At 59.6% G+C, this 25781-nt stretch carries 22 protein-coding genes; 15 read left to right on the forward strand and 7 right to left on the reverse strand.

All coding sequences use genetic code 11. The annotated features are described in order from the left end of the window. Positions 1–89 precede the first annotated feature (89 nt). The 8 genes from WA411_RS01780 to WA411_RS01815 all read left to right on the forward strand — a co-directional run bounded on the left by WA411_RS01780 (position 90) and on the right by WA411_RS01815 (position 6703). Positions 90–878, forward strand: coding sequence for a MotA/TolQ/ExbB proton channel family protein (locus WA411_RS01780; protein ID WP_291905261.1), 789 nt, complete (start codon positions 90–92; stop codon positions 876–878). Next, on the forward strand, positions 865–1260 hold the full coding sequence (locus WA411_RS01785) for an ExbD/TolR family protein (RefSeq protein ID WP_291905258.1): 396 nt from the start codon (positions 865–867) through the stop codon (positions 1258–1260). The genes WA411_RS01780 and WA411_RS01785 overlap by 14 nt, the downstream gene beginning before the upstream one ends. Then, positions 1257–1667 (forward strand): ExbD/TolR family protein, encoded by a 411-nt coding sequence (locus WA411_RS01790; protein ID WP_008176968.1) that lies wholly within the window; start codon positions 1257–1259, stop codon positions 1665–1667. The genes WA411_RS01785 and WA411_RS01790 overlap by 4 nt, the downstream gene beginning before the upstream one ends. Then, a complete protein-coding gene (locus WA411_RS01795) occupies positions 1664–2404 on the forward strand; it encodes an energy transducer TonB (RefSeq protein ID WP_291905254.1) in 741 nt (246 codons plus the stop codon). Before WA411_RS01790 ends, WA411_RS01795 begins: the two co-directional genes overlap by 4 nt. A 335-nt stretch (positions 2405–2739) precedes the next feature. Continuing rightward, complete coding sequence (locus WA411_RS01800) at positions 2740–3588, forward strand: formate/nitrite transporter family protein (protein WP_069182566.1); 849 nt, start codon at positions 2740–2742, stop codon at positions 3586–3588. Positions 3589–3665: 77 nt separating this feature from the next. Then, positions 3666–5390 (forward strand): bifunctional protein-serine/threonine kinase/phosphatase, encoded by a 1725-nt coding sequence (locus WA411_RS01805; protein WP_291905249.1) that lies wholly within the window; start codon positions 3666–3668, stop codon positions 5388–5390. 214 nt (positions 5391–5604) lie between these two features. Further along, positions 5605–6123 (forward strand): Hcp family type VI secretion system effector, encoded by a 519-nt coding sequence (locus tag WA411_RS01810; protein WP_291905246.1) that lies wholly within the window; start codon positions 5605–5607, stop codon positions 6121–6123. 97 nt (positions 6124–6220) lie between these two features. Then, on the forward strand, positions 6221–6703 hold the full coding sequence (locus WA411_RS01815; protein WP_291905244.1) for a hypothetical protein: 483 nt from the start codon (positions 6221–6223) through the stop codon (positions 6701–6703). Between the two features lie 33 nt (positions 6704–6736). Here the strand turns inward: WA411_RS01815 and brnA are convergent, their stop codons facing one another. Genes brnA through WA411_RS01830 form a run of 3 tightly spaced genes read right to left on the reverse strand, consistent with a single transcriptional unit; the run spans position 6737 to position 7919 of the window. Next, entirely contained in the window at positions 6737–6982 is a 246-nt protein-coding gene (gene brnA / locus WA411_RS01820; protein ID WP_136630415.1) for a type II toxin-antitoxin system BrnA family antitoxin, read from the reverse strand. Continuing rightward, a complete protein-coding gene (locus WA411_RS01825; protein ID WP_069182562.1) occupies positions 6972–7235 on the reverse strand; it encodes a BrnT family toxin in 264 nt (87 codons plus the stop codon). The genes brnA and WA411_RS01825 overlap by 11 nt, the downstream gene beginning before the upstream one ends. Positions 7236–7277: 42 nt before the next feature. After that, entirely contained in the window at positions 7278–7919 is a 642-nt protein-coding gene (locus tag WA411_RS01830) for a type IV toxin-antitoxin system AbiEi family antitoxin domain-containing protein (RefSeq protein WP_291905238.1), read from the reverse strand. A gap of 251 nt (positions 7920–8170) precedes the next feature. On the opposite strand from WA411_RS01830, the gene WA411_RS01835 reads away from it, so the two are divergent. Further along, entirely contained in the window at positions 8171–8836 is a 666-nt protein-coding gene (locus WA411_RS01835) for a hypothetical protein (RefSeq protein ID WP_291905813.1), read from the forward strand. On the opposite strand, the gene WA411_RS01840 is transcribed toward WA411_RS01835, so the two are convergent. Beyond that, positions 8820–11465, reverse strand: coding sequence for a nitrate reductase (locus WA411_RS01840; protein ID WP_291905236.1), 2646 nt, complete (start codon positions 11463–11465; stop codon positions 8820–8822). The two genes, WA411_RS01835 and WA411_RS01840, sit on opposite strands and share 17 nt — an antisense overlap. Positions 11466–11968: 503 nt before the next feature. On the opposite strand from WA411_RS01840, the gene WA411_RS01845 reads away from it, so the two are divergent. From WA411_RS01845 to WA411_RS01855, 3 genes are read left to right on the forward strand one after another with little or no spacing between them, the layout of a single operon-like run. Beyond that, positions 11969–13351 (forward strand): CmpA/NrtA family ABC transporter substrate-binding protein, encoded by a 1383-nt coding sequence (locus WA411_RS01845; RefSeq protein ID WP_291905233.1) that lies wholly within the window; start codon positions 11969–11971, stop codon positions 13349–13351. Between the two features lie 25 nt (positions 13352–13376). Further along, positions 13377–14384, forward strand: coding sequence for an ABC transporter permease (locus WA411_RS01850; RefSeq protein WP_136630417.1), 1008 nt, complete (start codon positions 13377–13379; stop codon positions 14382–14384). A gap of 21 nt (positions 14385–14405) precedes the next feature. Next, entirely contained in the window at positions 14406–15272 is an 867-nt protein-coding gene (locus WA411_RS01855; RefSeq protein ID WP_291905230.1) for an ABC transporter ATP-binding protein, read from the forward strand. A gap of 10 nt (positions 15273–15282) precedes the next feature. Here the strand turns inward: WA411_RS01855 and WA411_RS01860 are convergent, their stop codons facing one another. Continuing rightward, positions 15283–16578, reverse strand: a complete 1296-nt coding sequence (locus tag WA411_RS01860) for a nitrate- and nitrite sensing domain-containing protein (protein WP_291905227.1) — start codon at positions 16576–16578, stop codon at positions 15283–15285. Between the two features lie 387 nt (positions 16579–16965). Here WA411_RS01860 and WA411_RS01865 point away from each other — a divergent pair, with 387 nt between their 5' ends. From WA411_RS01865 to nirD, 3 genes are all read left to right on the forward strand, one after another. Beyond that, positions 16966–18198 carry an NAD(P)/FAD-dependent oxidoreductase gene (locus WA411_RS01865; RefSeq protein ID WP_291905225.1) on the forward strand — a complete coding sequence of 411 codons (1233 nt, stop codon included), beginning with the start codon at positions 16966–16968 and terminating at the stop codon, positions 18196–18198. A gap of 35 nt (positions 18199–18233) precedes the next feature. Next, positions 18234–20741, forward strand: coding sequence for a nitrite reductase large subunit NirB (nirB, locus tag WA411_RS01870; protein ID WP_291905222.1), 2508 nt, complete (start codon positions 18234–18236; stop codon positions 20739–20741). Between the two features lie 204 nt (positions 20742–20945). Next, the gene (nirD, locus tag WA411_RS01875; RefSeq protein ID WP_291905219.1) at positions 20946–21314 is read left to right on the forward strand and encodes a nitrite reductase small subunit NirD; all 369 of its coding nucleotides are present in this window, start codon (positions 20946–20948) and stop codon (positions 21312–21314) included. Positions 21315–21449: 135 nt separating this feature from the next. Here nirD and WA411_RS01880 read toward each other — a convergent pair whose 3' ends face one another. Then, positions 21450–24620, reverse strand: coding sequence for an efflux RND transporter permease subunit (locus WA411_RS01880; RefSeq protein ID WP_291905217.1), 3171 nt, complete (start codon positions 24618–24620; stop codon positions 21450–21452). Next, positions 24620–25684, reverse strand: coding sequence for an efflux RND transporter periplasmic adaptor subunit (locus WA411_RS01885; protein ID WP_136630448.1), 1065 nt, complete (start codon positions 25682–25684; stop codon positions 24620–24622). The genes WA411_RS01880 and WA411_RS01885 overlap by 1 nt, the downstream gene beginning before the upstream one ends. Positions 25685–25781: the final 97 nt, after the last annotated feature.

Genomic DNA, 25781 nt, shown 5'->3' on the forward strand with positions numbered 1-25781 from the left:
AGGGCTTTGCGAAGTCAGGTTACATGCTTGCAAATTCAATGATAATCGTTATTATTTAGTTCCATTTTTGCACATTGAGAACTCTTCGCATGACGGACTTCGCTTTGCCCCTGAATGCCGGCCCGATCACCCAACTTATTGATATGGGTGGCCCTGTCATGATTGTTCTGGTGGTGCTTGCCGTCATTGGCTTCGTTACCTTCGTGTATCTGATGCTTCTCGGGGCCCTCTATGCACCGCGTTTGTCTGGCCGGCTTAAACAAACCGTAATGAACTGGCAGAGGGATCCGGCGTCAGTCCGACCGCCCGAGATTCGACATCAGGCCGGACGATGGCGGCAGATGAATCCGCTGCAGCGGCTCATCACCGATACGATTGAGGCCATTCAGAACGGCCAGGATGATCGCCAGATTCGGGAAACCGCCGCGCGGGATGCGCAACATTCTCTCGAGCCGTTCGAGGCACCCCTCAAGATTATTGAAGTCATCGCAGCCCTGGCGCCACTGCTCGGTCTGCTGGGAACCGTGCTCGGCATGATGGAAGCTTTCAGCGCCATGGCGGCTACCGAAGGCCGGGCCAACGCCACTCAACTCAGTGGCGGCATCTATGAGGCGCTGACCACTACGGCGGCGGGCCTGGTTGTCGCCATACCCTTTGCCGCCCTGGCTGCCTGGATCGAGTTCCGTCTGCGCCGCATCCACAAGACCATCAACAGCACCCTGGTTTCAGTTCTGCATATCGTGCCGGAGCAGACTCTGGAGGCCGCAGACACGTCGTACCAGTCTCCGGCGCAACAGCTTGATACAGAGACAGCCAGCGAGGAGCCTGATCGCTATTCAACCGTCCGGGGTCAGCGATTCGCCCATGCAACTGGTTGAACCGAGACCAAGTCGTCCGATTCCGATCCGGATTACGCCTCTGATTGATGTGGTGTTCATACTTCTGGTGTTCTTTATGCTGACCACCCGGCTACTGCCCGTGGATTACCTGGAGCTGGCCAACAACACCTCGAACCGCAGCCCGATCACTGGCGAGCCGCTGCCCGAGCTGACAGTGACTGCCAATGGCAAGGTGCAGTGGCAGGGACAGGCCATGGCCCTCGACCAGCTCATGACCGAGCTGGGCAACGCCGGTATTACCGAAGTAAACCTCGCAACAACCGGCGACACACCGCTGGGAGCCTTCACCCGGGCGCTCAGCAGCCTGGTTGACCAGGGTATCGACAGCCACTGGAAGCGGACGAACGCAACAACACCATGAGCGATCTGGTTCCACCTCCGTTTACCTCCGGCAAAACCTTGATGGAACGTGTGGAAGATGCACTTCTGCCGTTGATCAACCTTGTGTTTCTGCTGCTCATGTTTTTCATTGTTGCCGGCCAACTGACCGATGACCCACTTCCGGAATTGCCTGCCACGCAGCAGGCGGAGGACCGGCAGTCGCCGCACGCGGACATGATTGTCAGTGCCGAGGGCGAGTGGAAAGTGAACGGCGAGCTACTCGACAGGGACTCCCTGGTTGCCAGACTGCCAGAACCTGGCGAAGAGCAGCCCCTGAAAATCGCCGCTGCAGAACGAATCACCATGGCGGACCTGGAGACACTGTTCCGGTTGCTTGAGGAAGCCGGATACAAGGATATTCTGTTGTTGACGGAGCCTGGCCAATGATGCCGCAACAACCGCCCTTCCGGTGGGCACTCTTGCTGCTGGCATTCATGATCACTCTTGTCGCCCTGGTGTTCGCGTCTCCCGAAAAGACGGTGGAGCTCAACACTTTGGGCGAATCCGCGGTCAATACGGCGCCCGCTATTCGCATAAAGCTGGCCGGTGAAACCGCGCCGAAACCCGAGGCTGCGCCAAAGGCAGAACCCGAACCCCAACCGGAACCCAAACCAGTACCAGAACCAGAACCAGAACCAGAACCAAAACCAGAGCTGGAGCCAGAGCCAGAGCCAGAACCTGAACCTGAACCAGCGCCGGAACCTCAGCCGGTAGCGGAACCCACGCCCGAGCCAGAGACCGCCGAAGCGCAAGCACCGAGCGGTGAGCCGGCAGAAACCGCAACGGAGCAACAATCGCAGGCGACCGTTCCATTGCAGAACGCTGGCGTCAAATCAGAAGTGGACAATTACCTGTCCAGACTCAGCCGCCACCTTGCCCGGTATTATGAATACCCCCGACGGGCAAGGCGCCTGGGTCAGGAAGGCACTCCTGTCATTGTGTTCGAATTCCAGAGGGATGGCTCGCTGATCGCCCACAGCCTGAGAACCAGCTCCGGACACCAGCTTCTGGACGAGTCGGCACTGGCCATGCTGGAGCAGGCAGCACCTCTGCCTGAGGTACCCGACGAGATTGCCGGACAAAAATTCCGCTACGCCTTGCCAGTGCGCTTCAGCCTTCGCTGAGCCTCGCCATGGCTGCGCCAGGTTGCAGCAGCCTTAACCATTCACGCACCGATCGGGTGCGTCGGATCAGCAATCGCGTCTTCACCCGCTTCGCGCGACATCCCTCTCAGAACGTTACTCTTTTGATTTATATCCGTTTTCCCCGGCAGACCGCCAAGCTGGCACAGTCTCTGCACCCACTCGGTTAGCGGAACCAATGTCGGTTCTGCTCACAGCGACAGATTCATTCAGACGACGGCGTCTACTCGCACCTGCAAATTGCAGGCACCGGGTACCGCCGTTTTTTTTGGCCGCTTGAAAAGTCCGGCCATCCGAGAGAAGTCAGGGGAAACATTATGTCTTACATCGTGCCTTCGGAGTTCGTCACCAAAATGGTCGACGCCGGCGAATCCAAGATCTACATGTCAACGCGGGACACACTGATTCGGGCCTTTATGGCGGGCGCCATTCTGGCGCTGGCTGCCGCGTTTGCCATTACCGTAGCGGTCGAGACCGGCGTGTTCCTGATCGGCGCCATCCTGTTCCCGATCGGCTTTTGCATGCTTTACCTGATGGGCTTCGACCTGCTGACCGGCGTGTTCATGCTCACGCCCCTTGCATTGCTTGATAAACGCCCCGGAGTGACCCCGGCAGCCATACTGCGCAACTGGGGTTGGGTATTCCTTGGCAACCTGGGCGGCGCACTGACCGTCGCCTTCATGATGGCGTTTATCTTCACCTACGGTTTCAATACCGATCCCGGTGCCGTTGGCGCGAAGATCGCCAGTGTTGGTGAAGCGCGCACGCTTGGCTACGCGGAGTTCGGTGCTGCCGGCTGGGCCACCATTTTCATTCGCGGCATGCTGTGCAACTGGATGGTCTCCATGGGCGTGGTTGGCGCCATGATTTCCACCAGCGTCAGTGGCAAGGTACTGGCTATGTGGATGCCCATCATGCTGTTCTTCTTCATGGGTTTCGAGCACTCCATCGTGAACATGTTCCTGTTCCCGTCTGCCATCATCATGGGCGGCGAGTTCTCGGTGATGGACTACCTGTGGTGGAACGAGATTCCCACCGTTCTTGGTAACCTGGTGGGCGGCCTCGCCTTTACCGGCCTGACCCTCTACACCACCCATGTGCGCACTGCGCCCAAGCGCAAGGTTGCGGCAGCGTACAACGACGCTGCCCTGGCCCGCACCAACTGAGTCTGGGCGTCCTGCAACTCCGGCTGCCGCACTCGCCGGAGTTGCGCTTTCCTTGATCAAGGAAATGCCGTTTCCCAATGACCAGCTCCCTTTCCATTTCCGCCGGCCAGTACTCCGACGCTGGCGTCAAACCAGTCAACCAGGACTTCCACGGTTTACTGGTGCCAAAGGGCCACCAACTGATCACCAAAGGCATCGCCGTTGCCATCGCCGACGGCATCAGCTCCAGCAATGTCAGCCAGATTGCCAGCGAGTCCGCCGTCGCGGGTTTCCTCAGCGACTACTTTTCCACTCCGGAAAGCTGGTCGGTGAAACAGTCCGCCCAACGGGTGCTGCTCGCAACCAATGCCTGGCTTCATGCCCAGACCCGGCAAAGCCAATACCGCTATGACCGCGACCGAGGCTATGTCTGTACCCTGAGCGTGATGGTGCTCAGGTCCGCCACCGCACATCTGTTTCATATCGGCGACACCCGCATCTACCGGGTTCACCACGACCAGCTTGAACGGCTCAGCACCGATCACCGGCTCTGGCTCTCCCCGGAAGAGAGCTGCCTGACCCGGGCCATGGGCATTGGCCATCAACTGGATATCGATTATCGAAGCCTGCCGGTCCAGCCCGGCGATACCTTTTTGCTGACGACCGACGGCATCCATGAGCACCTGGATGAGCGAACCATGGCCGGTATCATCCGGGAATCTGGCGATGATCTGGACGCTGCCGCCCGCCGGTTGGCAGCCCAGGCCCTCGAACAGGGCAGTGATGACAACCTGACCGCCCAGATCATCCGGGTGAACTCGGTTCCCGCGGTTCCGGAAAGCAGCGAGCTGTTTCACCAGCTGGCCCAGCTGCCCTTTGCGCCGGAACTTCAGCCGGGCCAACATCTGGACGGTTACCGGATTCTGAGACAGATTCACGCCAGCAGCCGCAGCCATGTCTACCTGGCGGTGGATGAGGAAACCGATACCCGGGTGGTGCTGAAGATGCCCTCACTGGAACAGAGACACGATCCGGTCTACCTGGAACAGTTTTCCACCGAGCAGTGGATTGCCAGGCGAATCAGCAGCGCTCATGTCGCAAGACCGTTCCAGTCCAGCCAACGACCCAGCTTTCTCTACCAGGCCACAGAGTTCGTGGAAGGCTGTACCTTGCGGCAATGGATGCTGGACAACCCGGCTCCGACACTTGATACCGTGCGTGATCTCGTTGAGCAGATTGGTAAAGGCTTGAGGGCATTCCACCGGCTTGAAATGGTGCACCAGGACCTGAAGCCGGAAAACGTGCTGGTGGATCCCCATGGCACTGTCACGCTGATTGATTTCGGTGCCACCCGGGTCGCCGGCCTTGAGGACTCTGAGATCGGCGAACAGGCGGTTCCTCGGGGGGCCGCCCTTTACAGTGCCCCTGAGACCTTTCTCGGCGAGCCCGGCAGCTGGCTATCAGACCAGTTCTCCCTGGGCGTGATTACCTACCAGTTGCTCACCGGCCAGCTTCCCTATGGCGCGGAAGTACCGAAAATCCATAGCCGGAACCAGCTTCGCGGGCTGAACTACCGGCCCGCGAGACACTTACGTGAGAATCTTCCCGCCTGGGTCGACGATACAATTGAAAAAGCGGTTCACCCTCAGGCCCACAGACGTTACCCGGCGCTCTCGGAATACCTGTACAACCTGCGACACCCATCCGTCGACTGGCACAAGCGTCATCGGCCGCCGTTAATGGAGCGCAATCCCGTGGCCTTCTGGCAGGGTGTATCCGCGTTATTGCTCCTGGCGTTGCTGGCAGCCCTCGGCCTGGGCTGAAGCGGGTATTGCCCGAGCAAGTTTTTGCCCCACCAGCAATCCTTCGCCCGGCGTTCGGGCGCGCGGTTGCCTGGCCCGCCGGGGACATCTCCGAGAAAAAAGATAACCCACTGTTTTAAAAACTATTTCCTCTTCTGGCACAGGCTTTGTAATGAAAGTCCGCGTCCAGGGAACACCCGGGGACACTATTCATTCACAAGTCATGGAGCAGACTATGCCAACTCCTTGTTATATCAGCATCGAAGGCCAGAACCAGGGCAACATCACCGCCGGCGCATTCACGTCCGATTCTGTCGGTAACATCTACGTGGAAGGCCACGAAGACGAAGTGCTGGTGCAGGAATTCAGCCACGTTGTTACCGTACCGACCGATCCCCAGTCCGGTCAGCCATCCGGTCAGCGCGTGCACAAGCCGTTCAAGTTCACCTCCGCCCTGAACAAGGCCACCCCGCTGATGTACAACGCCCTCGCCTCCGGCGAGATGCTGCCCAAGGTCGAGCTGAAATGGTACCGCACCTCCGTTGAGGGCAAGCAGGAGCACTTCTTCTCCACCATCCTCGAAGATGCCACCATCATCGACATCAACTGCAACATGCCCCACTGCCAGGATGCCGGCAACGCCGACTTCACCCAGCTGGTGACCGTTTCCCTGTCCTACCGCAAGGTAACCTGGGAGCACGCCGTTGCCGGTACTTCCGGTGCTGATGACTGGCGTTCGCCAATCGAGGCGTAAGTGTATTCGCAGTGAGCGGAATAGGTGCTCCGGAGACCAGAGGGTTCTCGGAGCACCAGCTTTGGAGCTTCAAGGAACGAAGAGCAGGGACGGCCCTATGAACTGCTTTGGCATCGAGTCAAAGAAAGCGCTCATCGCTTGCGGGATTTTTTTGATCAGCCTGATCTCGGGTTGTGCTTCTCTTCATCAACAAGCCACCGAGTTTCGCACTTCCAATGGTATTGCGTTCGAGTTCAATAGCAGACAATTCGATACTGTCGATATCCAACCTTCTGAAACACAGATTTGGCGCGGCTCGGAATTAGTGGGCTCTGTAGCGACGATGGAAACCAACGCCGAGTTTTCAACGGCATTAGAGGAGGTCAGAAAGGGTTTCAGCGAAGCACAGAAATCCTTTGGTGACGTGACAGAACTGGATTTGGGCGAAGGAGTCTATGGGTTCTCTGCGACTGTAAACGGCTACACCACTGCGTTTATCGCCACGTCGAGCCACCCGTCATCATGGATTACGATTAGCACCGATGATGACGTTTTCTACGAAGTTTTATCCACACTGACGGTTCACGAGAGGCACCAATAATATTTGCCGCTAGTTAACACCACTGGCATTGTCTTAATTGAGCGGCTTATTAGCCGCCTCAGCCTGTAAACGCTCCACCAGCCAGACCTTGATAATCGATTGGCGGGTAACGCCAATACGTGCTGCCTCACGGTCCAGAGACTCCACGACCCAGGCCGGAAAATCAACATTGATTCGCTTTTGTTCCTGATTCACCCGCCTTGCAGAAGACAGATCAAGATCCCCGACAATATCTTCCTGGCCCTCATCAAACTTCTTGTCAAAATCTTTAGCTTTCATAAAGCTCAACCTCTTTCTTGCGGGAACGCCTGACCGAAATCAGGCGAGTACGCCCCGCCCGGTAAGTCACAACGGCCGACCAGTGCTTGTCCCCAATCTTGCCAATTAGCAGATATCGGGGCTCATCCACGCACTTTGCCTTTACTTCCAGCAAATACGGGTCTTTCCACAGCTGCTGGGCATCCACGAAATCAATACCGTGCTTGTCCAGGTTGGCCTGGCTTTTGGTTCCGTCAAATTCAAACACGTCCATGAGTATAAAATATTCCTTTTTTACTCAATCGACAAGAGACTACTACAAGACCTTGGCCGGCATCTCTCGTTTGGCTTCCAGATAGGGCGCCATCACATTGGCGACCCGGCAGATTCTGGCGTATTCCATTAGTCTACCCGGTAGGAAGGTTTTACGGGTGCGATAAAGCTCCAGGGCCTCCAGCACAACATCTATGCCGATGCGATTGCGGAACTTGAAACAGTCCGCCAGGGTTTTCTCAGGGTTGTAGACGTTGAGGACGATGCCATCCACGTCCACACGGTCAATGCCTGCACTGAAAGCCCGCCCGGAGAACCGGTATCCTGCCACCGGCGGATAGTCCAGCACCGGCAGGCGGGCATCCCGTTCCACAGCCAGATGTACCTGGTGAGGAATCTGGGTGGTGATGCCGTGCCAGTCCAGCGCGGAAATCAGGCAAAGTACAGAATGGGGGAAACGCGTGGCGGCGGCCATCAGATCCGGGTTTTCGACCTGGGGCAGATCCGCCAGCCGGTAGAGGCCACGGCTGAACGGCTCGATCAGCCCTTCGTCCCGGAGCTGGTAGAACTGGTAACGACTATAGCCGCGAGCCAGCGCCTCGCTCAGGCGGAGCTGGCCGCCGTGCTCTCGGAACAGGCTTTGGAGTTCTGACCTCGAAGATCGGGCGGAGTCGGAGCCAGACAAATCGTCACCACTTATTTATATATGGTGACAGTTTGTCTGAATGGAATATGTCATTCAAGTATCGACTTAGCTTGACCTTTCCCAAGGTCGATAATCAGTGCCACCGCATAATATTGCCGAGCTAGACCATAGCAAACCCCAAATTCGAACGTTAAGCTTGTCTGTTCATAAGCATCCGTGAAGTAACCAGGTACCCGAGTTTGCAGAAAACGCCCCTACCAACCCAGACCGCCATCAGCCTTGGTGAGCTCATGTGCACCGTCACCCGGGACTGGCTCTGGCAACCGGCGGAGCAGTGGGTCCAAGAACGCAATCCGGGCAGCGTCCTGCATTGCCGGGTTGGGTCAGGCCAGGCCACCTACCACCGTTACGATTCTCGCGATCGACAGCATGTGATCACCTACGGCGCCCGCATGATTGCCGCCAAGCACCAGCCGGAGACGGCCAGCGGCTGGTTGTCGGGTCGGGAGATCCGGAAACGTGGGTACTTTGGTGGGGAACTGAGCACCCTGAATCTGCTGGCGCACACCTGCTGCCATGAGTTTGCGCATCTCCTCCAGCAAAGTGCCGGTCAGCGGTATCGGGGATCGGTGCACAACCGCCATTTCTACACCATTCTTGATGAGCTGCACGAGAGCGGGGCTGCGCAAACTACCCGTAAGGCCCTGGCAGGAAGGGCAAGGGAACAGGGTCTGACGCTACCGGATACGCCGTTCGAACCTGTGGACACAAGGCAACAGATGGCCCACTGGCAGGTGGGAGATACCGTACGATTCGGTACCGGCCGGCGGGAACTGCACGGGCAGATTATCCGGGTCAATCGCAAGACCTGTACCGTGGACGGTATCGGGCACTCAAAAGGAGTTCGTTACAGGGTCCCCGTGCAGATGTTGAGCCCGCTTACACCGCCTCGGTAGCCGAATCGAGGAGGCTCCGGATCTCTGGCACACAGGAACCGCAGTTGGTGCCACACTGAAGCTCCCGACCCAGAGCATCAACGCTGTTGGCTCCCCGCCCGATTGCCCGCTGAATCTGTCGGTCCCCGACCTGGAAACAGCTGCAAACCAGGTTGCCTGCATCATCCCCATCCACGGCCTTTGCCGCCAGCAGGCCACGCCTACTCGCCTCGTCAAGCTCTGGCTGGCTAAAGCAGCTGACCAGCCAGTCCACCGATGGCAGAGCGTCCGGGTCACGATCCACCATGAGCACAGCCTCCAACTGGCCATTGCGCAAGCGCGCGGCCCGGAAGCGGCCTTCGCGGACATCCTCCATCACCAGCTGCGGCTGGCCGCCGAGCCAGTCCGGCACAGCACTTTCCCAATCCATGCTGCACTGCCCGGCAACGAACCAGCTATCGCAATCGGGCAGGACCTGTTTGGCCCAGTAGTCTGCCTTCCAGCGTTTCGGACGATCCCGTCGCACCAGCAAACGTCCATGCCAGCGGGCAGGCCAGTGGGTGAGGGTAGCACGACCGTACTTGGCCTCCGGTTGCCCGGATATCGGGTCCACCAGGCTGTCAGTAAGCGCTGTAGCCAGACCCTGCCCGGTAAACTGATCGTTCCAGTGGATCGGCACAAACACCTCACCACGCCGCTGCTCCGGCGCACTGCGCACCCGGCCGATAAAGTGCCCATGGGCACTGTTCAGTGTCGCCAATACCCCGGGCGTGAGGGAAAGCGCCCGAATATCCTCGGGATGCACCTCAATGAACGGTTCGGGGCGGTGGGCCAGCAACCGGCTGGACCGGGCTGTTCGCGTCATGGTGTGCCACTGGTCACGGATACGGCCCGTATTCACGATCAACGGAAACGCTTCACCAGGATTTCCGGCCGGTAATCGAGAGGCAATCGGGATCAGGCGGGCTCGACCGGTGGCGGTAGCAAACCGACCGTCAGTGAAAAGTCGCCTGGAATCGGAGGTTGGTCCGGTAACCGGCCACTGCACAGGCTCCATGGCCTCGTATTGTTCGTCGGTCAGATCCGCCAACCCGGATATATTGAAAAAACGTTGACCGTCATTCTCGAACCCCGACAACCGGGCATGTTCCCGGAAAATGTCCGCAGGACGCTCATAGTCAAACCCCGCCTGGTGTCCCAGCGCGCGGGCCACCGCACTGACTATCCACCAGTCCGGCCGGGCCTCTCCGGGCAGCGGCAGAAAGCGCCGTTGACGGGAAATGCAGCGTTCGGAATTGGTAACCGTGCCGTCTTTCTCACCCCAACCCGCCGCCGGCAACAGGATGTCCGCATGGCTGGCGGTGTCCGTATTCCTGACGCAGTCCGACACAATGACAGTGGGGCACAGGTCCAGGGCCCGCCGGATACGATGGGTCTCCGGCAAACTGACCGCAGGGTTGGTGGCCATGATCCACAACACCTTGATGTCACCCCGCTCAACCGCATCGAACAGGTCGACGGCTTTCATGCCCGGCCCATCCGCGACCGCCTCCGTCTCCCAGAACCGGGCCACGCGGTCCCGTGCACCCGGACTGTCGTAGTCCATATGGGCGGCAAGGGTATTGGCCAGCCCGCCAACTTCCCGGCCTCCCATGGCATTGGGTTGGCCGGTCAGGGAAAAGGGGCTGGCGCCTGGTTTGCCCACCCGGCCTGTAGCCAGATGGCAGTTGATAATGGCGTTGCCTTTATCCGTGCCGGCTGAAGACTGGTTGATGCCCTGGGAGAACGCCGTCACCGTGCGCTGCTCTTCTGCGAACCATCGGTAGAAGGTGATGACATCTTCGACCGGCAGTTCACAGACCCTGGACACCGCATCGGGCGAGGGGGCCGCAGATCTGGCAGCACTGAGGCTGGCGTCAAATCCCTCGCAGTGGTGCGCGAGGTAACCTTGATCGAGAGCGTGGTGATCCGCCAGCCAGACCAGCAGACCATTGAACAGCACGGTATCTGTCCCAGGACGGAGAGCAAGGTGGAGATCCGCCAGGTCACTGGTCGCGGTCTTGCGCGGATCAATCACCACGACCCGGCGGCCGGGTCGCTTGGAAGCCTGCATTCGTTGATAAAGCACCGGATGCGCCCAGGCGGCATTGCTGCCCGCCAGCACCAACAGGTCGGCCAGCTCCAGGTCTTCATAACAGCCAGGAACCAGATCCCCACCAAAGGCCCGTTTGTGGGCAGCAACAGCAGACGACATACACAGGCGGGAATTGGTATCCACGTTTGGCGTTCGGATAAACCCCTTGGACAGTTTGTTGGCCACGTAATAGTCCTCCGTCAATAACTGACCGGAAAGATAGAGGGCCACTGAACCGGGCCCATGAAGAGCCACGGATTCACGAATCTGCCGGGCCACTTCCGCGACGGCCTCCGGCCAGGTCCTTTCTTGCCCATGAACAACGGGCCTCAATAGTCGTCGATCCGGGGTCAGGGTTTCGTGCAATGCGGAGCCCTTCACGCACAGGCGGCCCAGGTTCGCCGGATGAGTCTCGTCCCCACGCGTTGCAGACGGCGCCGCATTCACTCCACAACCCACGCCACAATATGGACAGGTGGTTTTAACCGTCGCCGGTCTCTGGTTGATACCGGTCACAGGATCTCCTCGTGTTTCATAAAAAAAGCCCGCCAATCCGGATGCCTTTAAAGCGCATCTGGGGCGGGCTTCTTTGCCAATGGAATTAAGTTGTCGTGAACAGTCGTATTTACGACTGCAATAAAAGGGCCATTCGGATCACGGGGGAAGGTAGCGGATGTCAGATACCGGATAAGGCGGCTCTCAACGATTCCATCCCCCTCATCAACGTAACAGAGGCTCCCGGTCAACCAACAACTCCGGTATCAAAGTGGTGCAAATCCGCTCTCCCACGCACTAAAACCAGACTTGTAACCACAGCCCATTCCCGCCGCTCAGCGAAAACGCCCCTCTAACTCACTGATTTAAGGTGCCACTCCGATCTGGCACGCCCCGTGCAAGACCTGAATCAGAGACGCGCGTTACGACTCAACAGAAAACTGATCCCCAGGCACAGGCGCCTGCTTTCCGGCAACGGAGGGCAGGCGTTTTTGCGTTTGGGCCACACAGAATGAGGAATATCCATGTCCACAGTTACACGACAAACCACCCGCTGGCTGACTCGAATTCTGCTAACAGCCACTTTCTGGACCGTCAGCACGGTGACTCAGGCGGAGATTGGTCCAGCCGAGAAGCCGGACCTCAAGCTCGGTTTTATCAAACTGACCGATATGGCGCCCCTGGCAATTGCCTGGGAACAGGGCTTCTTTATGGACGAAGGCCTTTTCGTGGAACTTGAAGCGCAGGCGAACTGGAAGGTGCTGCTGGACCGGGTCATCACCGGAGAACTGGATGGCGCCCATATGCTCGCTGGCCAGCCTCTTGGCGCCTCCATCGGCTACGGCACCCGGGCCGATATCATCACGGCCTTCAGCATGGACCTGAACGGCAATGGCATTACGGTTTCAAACGATGTCTGGGACACCATGAGCCAGCATATCCCCGACAATGCCGACGGCAAGCCTGAACATCCCATTAGCGCCAGCGCGCTGCGGCCGGTCGTGGAAGCAGCCCGGGATCGGGGCGAACGGGTCCGGATGGGCATGGTGTTTCCCGTGTCCACCCATAATTACGAGCTTCGCTACTGGCTGGCGGCCGGTGGACTGAATCCCGGCTACTACGCGCCCCAACGAGGCGATACCAGCGGCACCCTGGAAGCCGACGTGCACCTTTCAGTAACTCCGCCGCCGCAGATGCCCGCCACCATGGAGGCGGGCACTATCCAGGGCTACTGCGTGGGTGAGCCCTGGAACCAGCAAGCGGTTTTCATGGGCATCGGCGTGCCGGTGATCACCGATTACGAAATCTGGCCGAATAACCCGGAAAAGGTCTTTGGTGTTACCCGACAGTGGGCCGAAGACTACCCCAACACCCACCTGCGACTTTTGCGCGCCATGATTCGGGCGGCACATTGGCTCGATGAGAACAACAACGCCAACCGGGAAGAGGCCGTAAAAATCCTGGCCCGGCCCAGCTACGTGGGTGCCGATGAGGCGGTGATCGCCAACTCCATGACCGGCACCTTCGAGTATGAAAAAGGCGACATTCGCGAGGTTCCGGACTTCAATGTCTTCTTCCGGTATCACGCCACCTACCCCTATCCGTCCGATGCCATCTGGTACCTCACCCAGATGCGCCGTTGGGGCCAGATACCCGAGGCCAAGCCAGACGACTGGTATATGGAAACCGCAGCCCGGGTTTACCGGGCGGACATCTACGAGCAGGCGGCCCGTTCACTCATTGCAGACGGCACCTTGGAGGCATCGGACTTCCCGGATTTCGAGACCGAAAACTTCCAGCGCCCGCACCAGGGAGAGCTGATTGACGGTGTCGCCTTCACCCCCCGGACACCAAACGCCTATATCGACAGTTTCGACATCGGCCTGAAAGGTTCGCAAACCCCGTAAGCGGGTTAGCAAGGAGATTTTAACCATGACTACGATCACTTCGGCCAGAAACACACCCCAGCCGCCGCGCTGGCTGGGCCAGAGACTCAAGTCCATCGGTGCATCGCTGAAACCCGCTCAGCTCGCCACTACCGGGCGCCAGATGCTGCTGCCATTGATAGGGATCCTGGTGTTTATCGGTTTCTGGCACATGGCCGCGCCCCAGGTGGACACCTCCCTGGGCAGCTTTCCGGGCCCGGCACAGGTCTGGGAGCAATCGGGACAACTCTGGCAGGAGCACGTCAACCAGCGCGAGCGGGCCGACAAATTCATTGCCATGCAGGAAGAGCGGAACGCCCGCATTCTGGCAGACAATCCAGAAGCTGAGGTCAAGATCCGAAGCTACCCGGGCGCCCCAACCTTCCCCGATCAGATCATAACCAGCCTGATCACGGTTTTGGCCGGATTCATCGTGGCCACTGCCATCGCAGTGCCCCTGGGCATCGTGGTGGGGCTGAACCGCCACTTCCAGGCGGCGGTCAACCCGCTGATCCAGGTGTTCAAACCGGTTTCGCCGCTGGCCTGGCTGCCTCTGGTAACCATGGTGGTCTCGGCAACCTATGTGAGCGATGACCCGATGTTCGAGAAGTCCTTCCTGACCTCCATGATTACGGTCACCCTGTGCAGCCTTTGGCCCACGCTGATCAATACCAGCGTTGGTGTGGCTGCGGTCAATCCGGACCTGCTGAACGTGTCCCGAGTTCTGCGACTGTCCTTTTGGACCCATGTCCGCAAGGTGGTGTTGCCGTCTTCAGTACCGATGATTTTCACCGGTCTGCGTGTATCACTTGGCATCGCCTGGATGGTGCTGATCGCGGCCGAGATGCTGGCCCAGAGTCCCGGGTTGGGCAAGTTCGTGTGGGATGAATTCCAGAACGGCAGCAGCCAGTCCCTGAGTCGGATTATGGTGGCGGTCCTGGCCATCGGTTTTATCGGGTTTGTGCTGGACCGGGTGATGCTCCTGATTCAACGCAAAGTTGCTTGGAACGAATAAATATCTGGATGGGAGAGTGACATGAGCAAAGCACATTTGGAGCTGACCGGCGTCGAAATGGCGTTCGATACACCCAAGGGGGCATTTATCGCCCTGGACAACATCAATCTGAAAATCCGGAAAGGCGAATTCGTATCCCTGATTGGCCACTCCGGTTGTGGTAAGTCCACGGTGCTGAACATTGTCGCCGGACTGCTTCAGGCCACCAAGGGCGGCTGTGTACTGGATGGCCATGAAGTGAATTCGCCCGGGCCGGAACGGGCAGTGGTGTTTCAGAACCATGCGCTGATGCCCTGGCTGACGGTGTACGAGAACGTTGAGCTGGCAGTACAGCAGGTGTTCCGCAAGTCCATGGGCAAGCAGGAGCGGCGTGACTGGATTCATCACAATCTGGAACTGGTGAACATGGCCCACGCGGCAGACAAGCGACCGGGTGAGGTATCCGGTGGCATGGCCCAGCGGGTGGGCATTGCCCGGGCGCTGGCCATGAAACCCAGTGTGCTGCTGATGGACGAGCCGTTCGGCGCGCTGGATGCTCTGACGCGGGCCCACTTGCAGGACTCACTGATGGAGATTCAGCAGGAGTTGAACAACACCGTCATCATGATCACCCACGACGTGGACGAGGCGGTATTGCTGTCAGACCGGATTATCATGATGACCAACGGGCCCGAGGCTACCGTGGGCGAGGATCTCTACATTGATCTGCCCCGGCCGCGCAACCGGGTGACTCTGGCGGACAACCCGGAGTACGTTCATTACCGGCAGGAGGTACTGCGTTTCCTTTACGAGAAACAGCGCAAGCTGGAACACATCTCGTCACGCCGTCCGGAAAGGCCGGAAGCCTCAGACGACAAACAACCGAAGGCCCGCGCTGCCAGGGCCTAGGACTGTTCCATCACTTCAGCACGTCAGCCATGGATACCAGGGCCCGGGCTACCTCGGGCAATTTCCGGCCCTGGTCCATGGCGAGTTTTCGCAATACCCGGTGAGCTTCGTCGTTGCTGATCCTGCGATGCTCCATCAGCAGCAGCACCGCTTTTTCCTGGGTTTTGCGGTCTTCCAGCGCTTCTCTGGCACTTTGCAGCTCATCGGTCATCTGTTGCAGGCGCCGGGTCTGCTCCTGAACCAGGTCGAAGATGGAACGGCCAAACTGCTGGCCGATACCATCGCTGGCCCAGGATTCGCCGGCCTGTTGGTCGTTTCCGGAATCGCACAGCACCAACATGGGTTGGGACGACGGTTCCTGGGCGCCCAGGGAGGCAACCAGGGTTTCCTGGTGGGCCAGCGAGTTTCTGGCGTCGGCAAAACGCTCGGTGCAGCGGGCGTGAAAACAGCCCTCTACGGAATCCTCTATCGTTTTGAGTTCATCCATCCGCTCGGACATTAGCCTGAACCATTCATCGGCCAGGGCCGGATCCAGATCTTTATAACGTCCAATGGCAGTGCCTCGCTGACGAAGCCTTTCAATCTCCGCCTCACGAGGGTTTTCGCGCAGTTTTTCCCACAGATCCAGGGAACCGTCATCGGCAAAGCTGTTAAACACCTCAAAACAGCGCTCTTGCGCCTCAATCAGGTGCGCCATGCGCTCTGACAGTGCACGATCAAACCTGCCACTCGAGAATCCCGCCGAACCGACAGCCCGCTCCTGCCCACAAAACTCTTTGCCGTTCATCAGGTGCACCATGGCTACCAGGAGCCCGGCTATGGTGGGATCGACGGCGGTATCCGCAGCTTCAAAGACCACCGCAATCAGATTGTGGATCAGGGTGCTGTAATCCTCGGTGGCAGAGGCCGCCGTGACTTTCCGGGCAACCACACACCTCCGAAGTTCCGGCAGCCCCTCAAGGCCGTGAAGGGCACTCGCAAGCTGGTTAAGCAGGCGACTACTGACTGGATGCGCCGTCAGTTCCTCGTGAATCTCGGCAAGGGCCTGCTCGAACTCCGAACGGAGCCGATCCGACGTCGCGACCAGGTGTTTCCGCTCCTGGGCAAATTTTTCGCCGGAAGAACCAAGAAACACGTTAGAGGCACCCCGCTCGCACTGCAGTGCATGCACCAGATTGCTGATGCACTGCACCAGTTTGCCCATCTGCAGGAAGTACTGGAGATTCATCAACTCGCAGGTTTTCGAGGCAATCAGGTAGTCACCTGCCGAGGGCGATTTAGGGGCAGGGGCACGTTTGGTGTTCATGACAGACTCCGGAGGCAGACCGCCTCAATTACGACAATCGGGTTCAGGCCGGTTGTCCTTGTAACCAGCCTCATACCCCCTGCTCAGCAATTACCGCGCCACCGCATCTGGCCCAAAACCGTGCAATCCGCCCCGTCGCAGGGCAGCTTTCGCCTTCTCACAGTGCCCGGAGCAAACCGGTAAAAAGCTAACCATCTGATTTTAAAGGTTTCCAAGAACTGGCACGAAGATCGCTTTGCAAGAAGCAAGGACGAACGTCCCGGCCAAGGATCAGGCCGGACCATCAGATCATTGTTGTTGGCATTGGCGCCGGACCATCGATTTCCCTTCTGGGAATAGATGCTCCGGCTTTTTTTGTTTGGTCGGAAAAGTACAGGTTCGAGCGAAATGAAAGGACACACTGAATCGACACTGGTGATTTGCGGGCACGGCATGGTTTCGCAACGCCTGCTGGAAGCTTTCTGCCGTGAGCGAATCAGACCGTTTGCCCGCATCATCGTGTTCAATGGCGAGGCATCCGCTGCCTATAACCGGATCCAACTCTCCGGACTGCTTGCCGGTGAAACAGACGAAGCCGCTCTGACCTTACAGCAGGACAACTGGTTTCGGGACAACGGCATTGAGGTGTGCACTGGCGAACCGGTGGTCTCCATCAATCGTGAAAATAAGACGGTGACCACCACAACCGGTCGGGTTCAGCGCTATACCCATCTGGTGTTTGCGACCGGTTCGCGCCCTGCGAAACCGGGGCTGCCGGGCCAGGATCTCCCGGGCGTGATGACCTTTCGGGATCTGGATGACGCCAGAACCCTGATCGATGCTGCTCGCAAGCACCGCCGAGCAGTGGTGATTGGCGGCGGTTTCCTGGGCCTGGAGGCCGCTGAGGGTCTGCGCCAACGCGGTATGGCCGTCACTCTCCTGCACCGCAGCAGTCATCTCCTGAACCGCCAACTCGACGAGATCGGCGGCCAACTCCTCCAACAACACATGGAAGAACGCGGCGTGAGTGTTCGCACCGCGGTTGCTCCCAGGGCTCTGCTTGGACGATCAATGGTCAGGGCGGTGCAACTGGACGACGAAACCCTGATCAGCACCGATCTGGTTCTCTTCGCCACTGGCATCACACCGTCTGCAGAGCTTGCCCGGGCTGCGGGCCTGGAATGCGATCGCGGCATTCTGGTGGACGGACAACTACGTACCAGCGACCCGGCAATCTCTGCGCTGGGCGAGTGCTGCCAGTTGGGAGACATCACCTTCGGGCTGGTGGAACCCGGGTACCAGCAGGCCGAGGTGCTTGCAGGCGTGCTCAGCGGAAGCACTCCAGACGCCAAGTATCGGCCGGTGGATACACCAACCCGCCTGAAAATCAGCGGCGTTCCGATTTTTTCCTGCGGCCAGATCAGCCCCGATGGAGACACCGAATCGGTGGTCTGGCAGGACCACGAACAGAATCACTATTGCCGACTACTTATCCGCAACCAGCGCCTCACCGGCGCGGTGTTGCTTGGTGATACCCGGGACGGCCCCTGGTACAGCCAGCGCATCCTGCAACAGGACGATATTTCCCGTTACCGGGACTTCATAGCATTCGGCAAGAACTACTGCGAAGCAGCGGCATGAGCCTTCAGCCAGCTGCCCCGAAAGAGGACAGACCCATGAGCAAGAAAACCCTGATCGTCGTCGGCAATGGTATGGTCGGCCATCACTTTCTGGAGCAGTTCTGCGCCAGTCCGGCGGCCGACGACTACGAAATCATCGTGTTTGGCGAGGAGAAACAGCTGGCCTATGACCGAGTTCATCTGTCGGAGTATTTCGGTGGTTCCACCCACGCCGATCTCGCGATGGGCACATTGGAGTGGTACACCGAGCAAGGCATTCAACTGCACCTGAACGAGCAGGTGACCGGCATTGACCGGGAAAATCGCACACTTGAAACGCCCCGGGGCAGCTACCGGTACGACGAATTGGTGCTGGCCACCGGTTCCTATCCGTTCGTGCCGCCGATTGAGGGCAATGACCGGCCCCACTGCCTGGTTTACCGCACCCTGGATGACCTGGATGCCATTCGCGCCAGCTCCGAAGGTGCCCGTACCGGCGTGGTCGTCGGCGGTGGCCTGCTGGGTCTGGAAGCGGCCAATGCGCTCAAGAGCCTGGGACTTGCAGCCCACGTGGTGGAATTTGCGCCCCGGCTGATGCCGGTGCAACTGGATGCGGACGGTGGCGCCTTGCTGCGTCACAAAATCGAGGAACTCGGCGTTCAGGTACACACAGAGAAGGCAACCACTGCCATTGTCGACGGCCAGGACGCCCGATTGCGGATGAACTTCAGCGACGAGTCCTTCCTGGAAACAGACCTTATCGTGTTCTCGGCCGGCATTCGTCCCCAGGATGCCCTGGCCCGAGCCAGTGGCCTGGAGATCGGCGAGCGCGGCGGCATCGTGATCAACAATCACTGCACCACGTCCGATCCCCATGTGCACGCCATTGGCGAGTGCGCGCTCTGGGAGCAGAAGATTTTCGGCCTGGTGGCTCCGGGCTATACCATGGCCCGCACCCTGTCGGCCGCCCTGAACGGCGATCGGGAGACGAGTTTCACCGGCGCCGACATGAGCACCAAGCTGAAGCTGCTGGGTGTGGACGTGGGTTCCATTGGCGACGCCCATGCCCAGACCCCGGGCGCCCGCAACATCCGCTTTAACGATGAACAGGCCGGCCACTACCGCCGGATGGTGATCAGTGAAGACGGCAAAACCCTGTTGGGTGCCATTTTGGTGGGCGACAACAGCCACTACGACACTCTGCTGCAATACGCCCTTAACGGCCTCACTCTGCCGGAGAATCCGGAAACCCTGATCCTGCCGGAAAACCAGGGCGGCGCACCGGCCCTGGGCCCCGACGCCCTGCCGGAGACTGCCTCCATCTGTTCCTGTCACAACGTCACCAAGGGCGATATCTGTGGCGCCATCGACGCCGGCTGCTCAGACCTTGGCAGCGTCAAGGCCGAAACCAAGGCCAGTACCGGCTGCGGCGGTTGTACAGCGCTCCTGAAGAACGTGGTGGACAGCGAGCTGGAAAAACGCGGTGTAGAAGTGTGCAAGGATCTGTGCGAGCACTTCCCGTACAGCCGCCAGGAGCTGTTCCACATTGTGAAGGTGAATGGCATTCGCACCTTCCGCACTCTGATCAGCCAGCATGGCAAGGGCCACGGCTGCGACATCTGCAAGCCGGCGGTGGCCTCGATCCTCGCCACCTGCTGGAACGAGCACATCCTGGCCACGGATCACGTGCCGCTGCAGGACACCAACGACACCTTCATGGCCAATATGCAGAAGAACGGCACCTACTCGATTGTGCCGCGCATCCCGGGTGGTGAGATCACGCCGGACAAACTCATCGTGCTGGGTGAAGTGGCCAAGGAATACGACCTGTACACCAAGATCACCGGCGGCCAGCGGGTGGACCTGTTTGGCGCCACCCTGAGCCAGTTGCCGGAGATCTGGGAAAAGCTGATCGCCGCCGGCTTCGAGACCGGCCACGCCTACGGCAAGTCACTTCGTACCGTGAAATCCTGCGTCGGCAGCACCTGGTGCCGCTACGGCGTGCAGGACAGCGTGGGCATGGCGATTCGCCTGGAGGACCGCTACAAGGGCCTGCGGGCGCCCCACAAGGTGAAGATGGCGGTGTCCGGCTGCACCCGGGAATGCGCCGAAGCCCAGAGCAAGGACTTTGGCGTGATTGCGACGGAAAACGGCTGGAACCTGTACGTCTGCGGCAACGGCGGCATGCGGCCCCGCCACGCCGACCTGTTTGCCACGGATCTGTCGGACGAGGAATTGATCCGCACCATTGATCGGGTGGTGATGTTCTACGTGCGCACCGCCGACAGGCTGCAGCGCACCAGCGTCTGGATGGAGAACCTTGAAGGCGGCCTGGAGTACCTGAAGCAGGTGGTGCTGGAGGACAGCCTGGGGATTGGTGCGGAGCTGGAGGAGCACATGGAGGGGATTGTCGGTACCTACCAGTGTGAGTGGAAGACGGCCGTCGAGGATCCGGAAAAGCGGAAGCGGTTCCGGGAGTTTGTTAATGCGCCTTCGCAGTCGGATCCGGTGCAGGAGTGGACCGTTGAGCGGGGGCAGCGGCGGCCTGTTTTGGAATCCGCGTAGATTTTTGGTTGAGGGGCGGAGCGCAGGGGTAGATATCTTTCCCCTCGGGAAAAAGAACTCGCTTCGCTCAGACACCTTTTTCCTGTCGGGGAAAGATATCTACCCCCACGCTCACCCGGCCAAGAGTTAACGCCTGGGTGCAACAAGCCAGAATTTTCTAGGACGAATCGGCTTGAACAGCTAATAAAGACATTGGAGGAACATATGAAACCACGCACTCGTTGGGAAGCCGTCTGCACCGTAGACGATTTGGTACCGGAATCCGGCATCGCGGTCTGGACCGAGGACGGCCCGGTCGCGGTGTTTTATCTTCCGCACCGGCTGCCCGCACTGTTTGCCATCAGTCACACTGACCCGTTCAGCGGCGCCAATGTGCTGGCCCGGGGGATTACCGGGGATCTGAAAGGGGAGCCGGTGGTGGCCTCGCCGCTGTACAAGCAGCATTTCAGTCTGCGCACCGGGGTCTGTCTGGAAGACGATGCAGTACGGGTCAAAACCTACCCTGTCCTGCTGGACGGCAACCAGATCCGCTTGGAGGTCCGGGCCAACCAGCGAGAATCCATCGCGGCCTGAGCCCTTAACAATGCCGGCGGAAGCCGGCGCGTGGTATGGGAGTTCTTTGTGCAGGGGAAAAGATGTCTGAGCGAAGCGAGTTGCTTTTCCCCGGAACAAAGAACTCCCATGGCGCGTGACGGCGCTACTCCCAGGTCAGACCTCCCCAGAACGGCGCAACCGCCACCGCTCGCGCCAGCCCAGAACGAAGATGGTCAGTGACGGCAGGAAGGTCACCGTTACGATGGCAGCCCCCAGCAGGCCGAACAGGACGATGGCGCCAACGCCCCGGTAGAGTTCGGTGCCCTCACCGGGCAGGAACACCAAAGGCGAGAGGCCGCAGATGGTGGTCAGGGTGGTCATGGCGATGGGCCGCAGGCGGGTCTGTACGGCGCTGGTGACGGCCTGCACCACGGTAACGCCTTTCTGGCGCAGGTTCTGGCGGGCCTGGTCCACCACCAGGATCGGGTTGTTCACCACCGTGCCCATCAGGATCAGGAAGCCCAGCATGGTGATCATGTCGAAGGGCTGCCTCAGAGGCTGCAGGCCGAGCATGGGCAGCAGGCCACCCACCAGGTTCATCAGGGCCAGGCCCACGATGCCGCCAGCCACACCAAGTGGGATGGCGGTCATGATCAGCAGCGGGAAGCCCCAGTGGGCGAAGATGGCCACCAGCAGCAGGTAGACAATGGCGATGGCGATGATGAAATTGCCGGTCAGCGCTTCCCGCGTGGCGTTCAACTGGTCGCTGGCACCGGAGATATCGACGTCCACATTCGCCGGCAAGGTACCACTTTCGCGCATGGACTGAAGCAGTTCCGTGCGTACCCGTTCAACGCCGGCCTCAAGCGGCACATCGTCCGGGGGAATCACGTTCAGGGTCACGGTGCGGCGACCATCCACCCGGCGGACGGTGCTGGTATCCACGGTTTCCTCTATGGTGGCGAGGCTGGACAGGGGCAGGGTCGCGCCCTGGGGCGTGTGCACCATGACATCGGGCAGACTGTCCAGTGACGGATTGCGACCCTCGCTGCCATACACATAGATATCGATCTTTTCGTCGTCCAGAAAGAAGTCGTCCACGTAGCTGCCCTCGGTCAGGGAGGCCACGGTGAATCCAATGCTTTCGGCACCCAGGCCAAGCTCCGCTGCACGATCCCAGTCGGGCATGATCTGGATCAGCGGTTGTGCCAGAGACAGCGTGGAGGGCTGGCTCTGGATGCGGGGATTGTCGAAGATTTCCTCCGCCCGCTGGTAGGCGGCATTCGCGGCGCTGTATACCGAGACCAGATCCGGGCCGGAGATGTCCAGGTTGATGCTGCGGGTGCCGCCGTCGTTGCTGGAAATGATGGAGCCCTTGGCCGCGAAGGCTCGCATGCCCGGGAACTGTTCATAGAACCGGGTGATCTCGTCCATCAGGGCTTCGATATGCCGCGGGTTCAGGGTCTCTGCAATGATCCGGATCCGGGTTGGCGTTACCTGCATATTGAGATAGGCCATGGGCGGCACGCTGGTCTCGCCGGCGGCATAGGCCTGGCCATCGGCGTTCACGTGGGGCAGGAAATAATCCTCTACCTGTCGGGCAATGGCTTCCATCTCCTGCAGGTTATAGCCGGGCGGCGCGGACATGGCCGCAAAGGTCTTGGGTTCCTCACCCTCCGGCAGGTATTCGGCGGGCGGAGTCAGCACGAAGATCACCCAGAGGCTGACACCCACGGTTGCCGCTATGACCAGAACACGACGCACCGCGCCATTCACCAGCCAGCGCACCGCCGCCATGGCGGCCCGACTCCAGCGACCCGAGGTCTCATTGCCGTATTCATCCGTTTGCATACCCCGGCGACCGAAATCCAGCCGGGCACAAAGGGTGGGTATGATGGTTATGGCCACCAGCATGGACGCCAGAATGGCGGCGGAGATCGCAATTGCCACGTCGGAATACAGCTGTCCGGCTTCTTCCTCGATGAACAGGATCGGCAGGAATACCAGGATGGTTGTGGTGGAGGACGCCAGCACCGCCGGCCAGACTTCCCGCACGCCCTTGAGGGCCGATTCGAAACGGTCCAGCCCCAGACGTCGGTGTCGCTCGATATTCTCCAGCACCACGATGCTGTTGTCGACGGTCATACCGATGGCAAAGGCGATGCCCGCCAGGGAAATCACGTTGATCGTACGACCGGTGATCAGCAGCCCGATAAACGCGGCAATGGCGCACAAAGGGATGCCCACCACACCCGCAAACGTCGCTCTACCTGATCGCAGAAACAGGAACATCACCAGGGTTGCGAAGGCGGCGCCAATGCCCAGGTTGGTCCAGACGTTGGCTACAGAGGCTTCCACATAACGGGCATCGTCTGCGGTCAGGCCCAGTCTCATGCCGGCCGGCTCAAGCACCTCCCGGTTGATCGCGGCCACTTCATCCATCATCGCGTGCTTGATATCGATGACGTTGGACCCACTCTCGCGACGAACCTGCAGGCCAATCACCCGCTGTCCGTTAACAACGGACAATTCCCGAATGCGTGAATGCCCCTGCCGAACCTCGGCAACCTCACCCAGGCGCACCACGCTGTCACCCTGCCTTCGAACCACCAGTTGCTCCAGGGATTCAACGTCATCAAAGCGCCCAACCGTGCGCAGGAGGTACCGGCGCTTGCCGGCATCAATCTCGCCACCGGAAATGTCCTGGTTGCGACTGACAATGGCATCACGCAGATCGAGCAAGCTCAGGCCCCGCTGGGCCAGGGCCGCTTCGTCCACAATAACCTGCATCTGCCGGTCGGCACCGCCGCCGACGGTGACCTCGGAAACACCCGGAACACTCTCCATCCTTGGCCGAACGCGGTCTTCAATAAAATCGCGCATCAGTTCGATATCCAGTTCCCTGGGGTTGCCCTCCAGGGTGGCGATGCGGAAATACATGAACGCGTTGGAGGAGAAGGACGCCGCCACGATGCGCGGCTCATCGACGTTTCTCGGATAATCCGGGACCTGGCTCAGGGCATTATTAATCTGGATCAGCGTCTCGGTGATATCGACGCCGAACGGGAACTCCAGCTCGATTTCGGCTGCACCGCTGGACGCGGTGGAGGTCATTCGACTGAGATTGGGAACATTGCGCAGGAAACGTTCCTGCTCGATCAGGATGTCTTTCTCGATGTCCTGGGGAGTGGCGCCGGGCCAACTGGTTTCCACCGTCACCGTGCGCACTTCCAGATCCGGAATCATCTGGACCGGAATTCGAAGTGCGGCGGCGGCCCCGAGGATGGCCACAATCAGGGCAATCACGGCGACCAATGTGCCGTGGCGGATTATGCCGGCAAACATCAGCGGCTCTCCCGCTCGGCAATGCGAACGCTGATGCCCTCGCTCAGGGACTCGTTGCCACGGACCACCACCTTCTGATCTGCCTCAAGGCCGCTGGTGACCTCTACCCGGCCCTCAAAGCCGGTACCAAGACGCACCCGCTTTTCGGTCACGGTCCAGGTAGTTTCATCCTCCGGTTCGGCGATCCATACGGTGGTTCGCCCTTCGGGATACCGGTTGATGGCATCCCGCGAGACCGTCAGGCCACGTTCACCGGTCGTCACCCGCAGAACCGCCTGTGACGACATTCCCGGGAGCAGCTTCACCGACTCGGGCTTTATCGCGCGGAGAAGAAAGGTTCTGGACTGGGGATCATTGACCGGCACCAGAACATTGATGGTTGCTCTGGTCAGCTCCTGCCCGTTCTGCACCAGAAGCCGGCTGTTGTCGTCGATACGTTTGTAGAAGGACTGGGGTACCCGGAAATCCAGACGCAGGTTGTCGGTATCAACCAGCGTCAGCAGCTGGTCGCCCGGGGTGACCCATTCACCAATATCCCGTGAGCGTTGGCTGACCACACCGTCAAAGGGCGCTGTCACGCGATGGCGATCGGCCCGGACTTCCACCTGTCGGCGGACGGCTTCCAGGCGTGCAAGCGCCGCCTCGCTGGCCGCCACTTCACTTTCCCGGGCACTGACTTCGGTAGCCGCAATATTACGGCCTGCACCCACAGACCTGGCCTCACGCAGCCGGCGCTGCGCCTCATCAAGACGGCTGCGTGCCTCTTCCTCATCGGCCCTCGCGGCCGCCAGCTCCCAGGTGACCATCTCATCGTCGAGCTCGACCAGCACATCGCCCCGGGAAACACGGTCCCCGGTTTCCACCCGAACCGCCTCCAGCAGGCCGGCCACTGCCGCCGACAAACCGGAGACCCGCAGGGCATTTACCGTGCCGTTCAGGGTCACTTCCTCGATGATATTTTCCGACGAGACGGTTTCCAGCTGGACACCTGGCAGGTCCTGGGCAGCGGTAGACAACGGAAACAGGCCGCACGCAAACAAGAGAACGCCCTGCAGGCTCTTCATGAGAGTTCCCACGTCCTTTCTCCAAGATTCATTTTGATGGATGCAATTACTAACCTTAGTTCATGGCTTACGTTGAAAAACCCCGTCCGGACCTTGG

The organism is Marinobacter sp. CH_CUG1437-1 (assembly GCF_037029655.1).
In the GTDB taxonomy this organism is placed as follows: domain Bacteria; phylum Pseudomonadota; class Gammaproteobacteria; order Pseudomonadales; family Oleiphilaceae; genus Marinobacter; species Marinobacter salsuginis.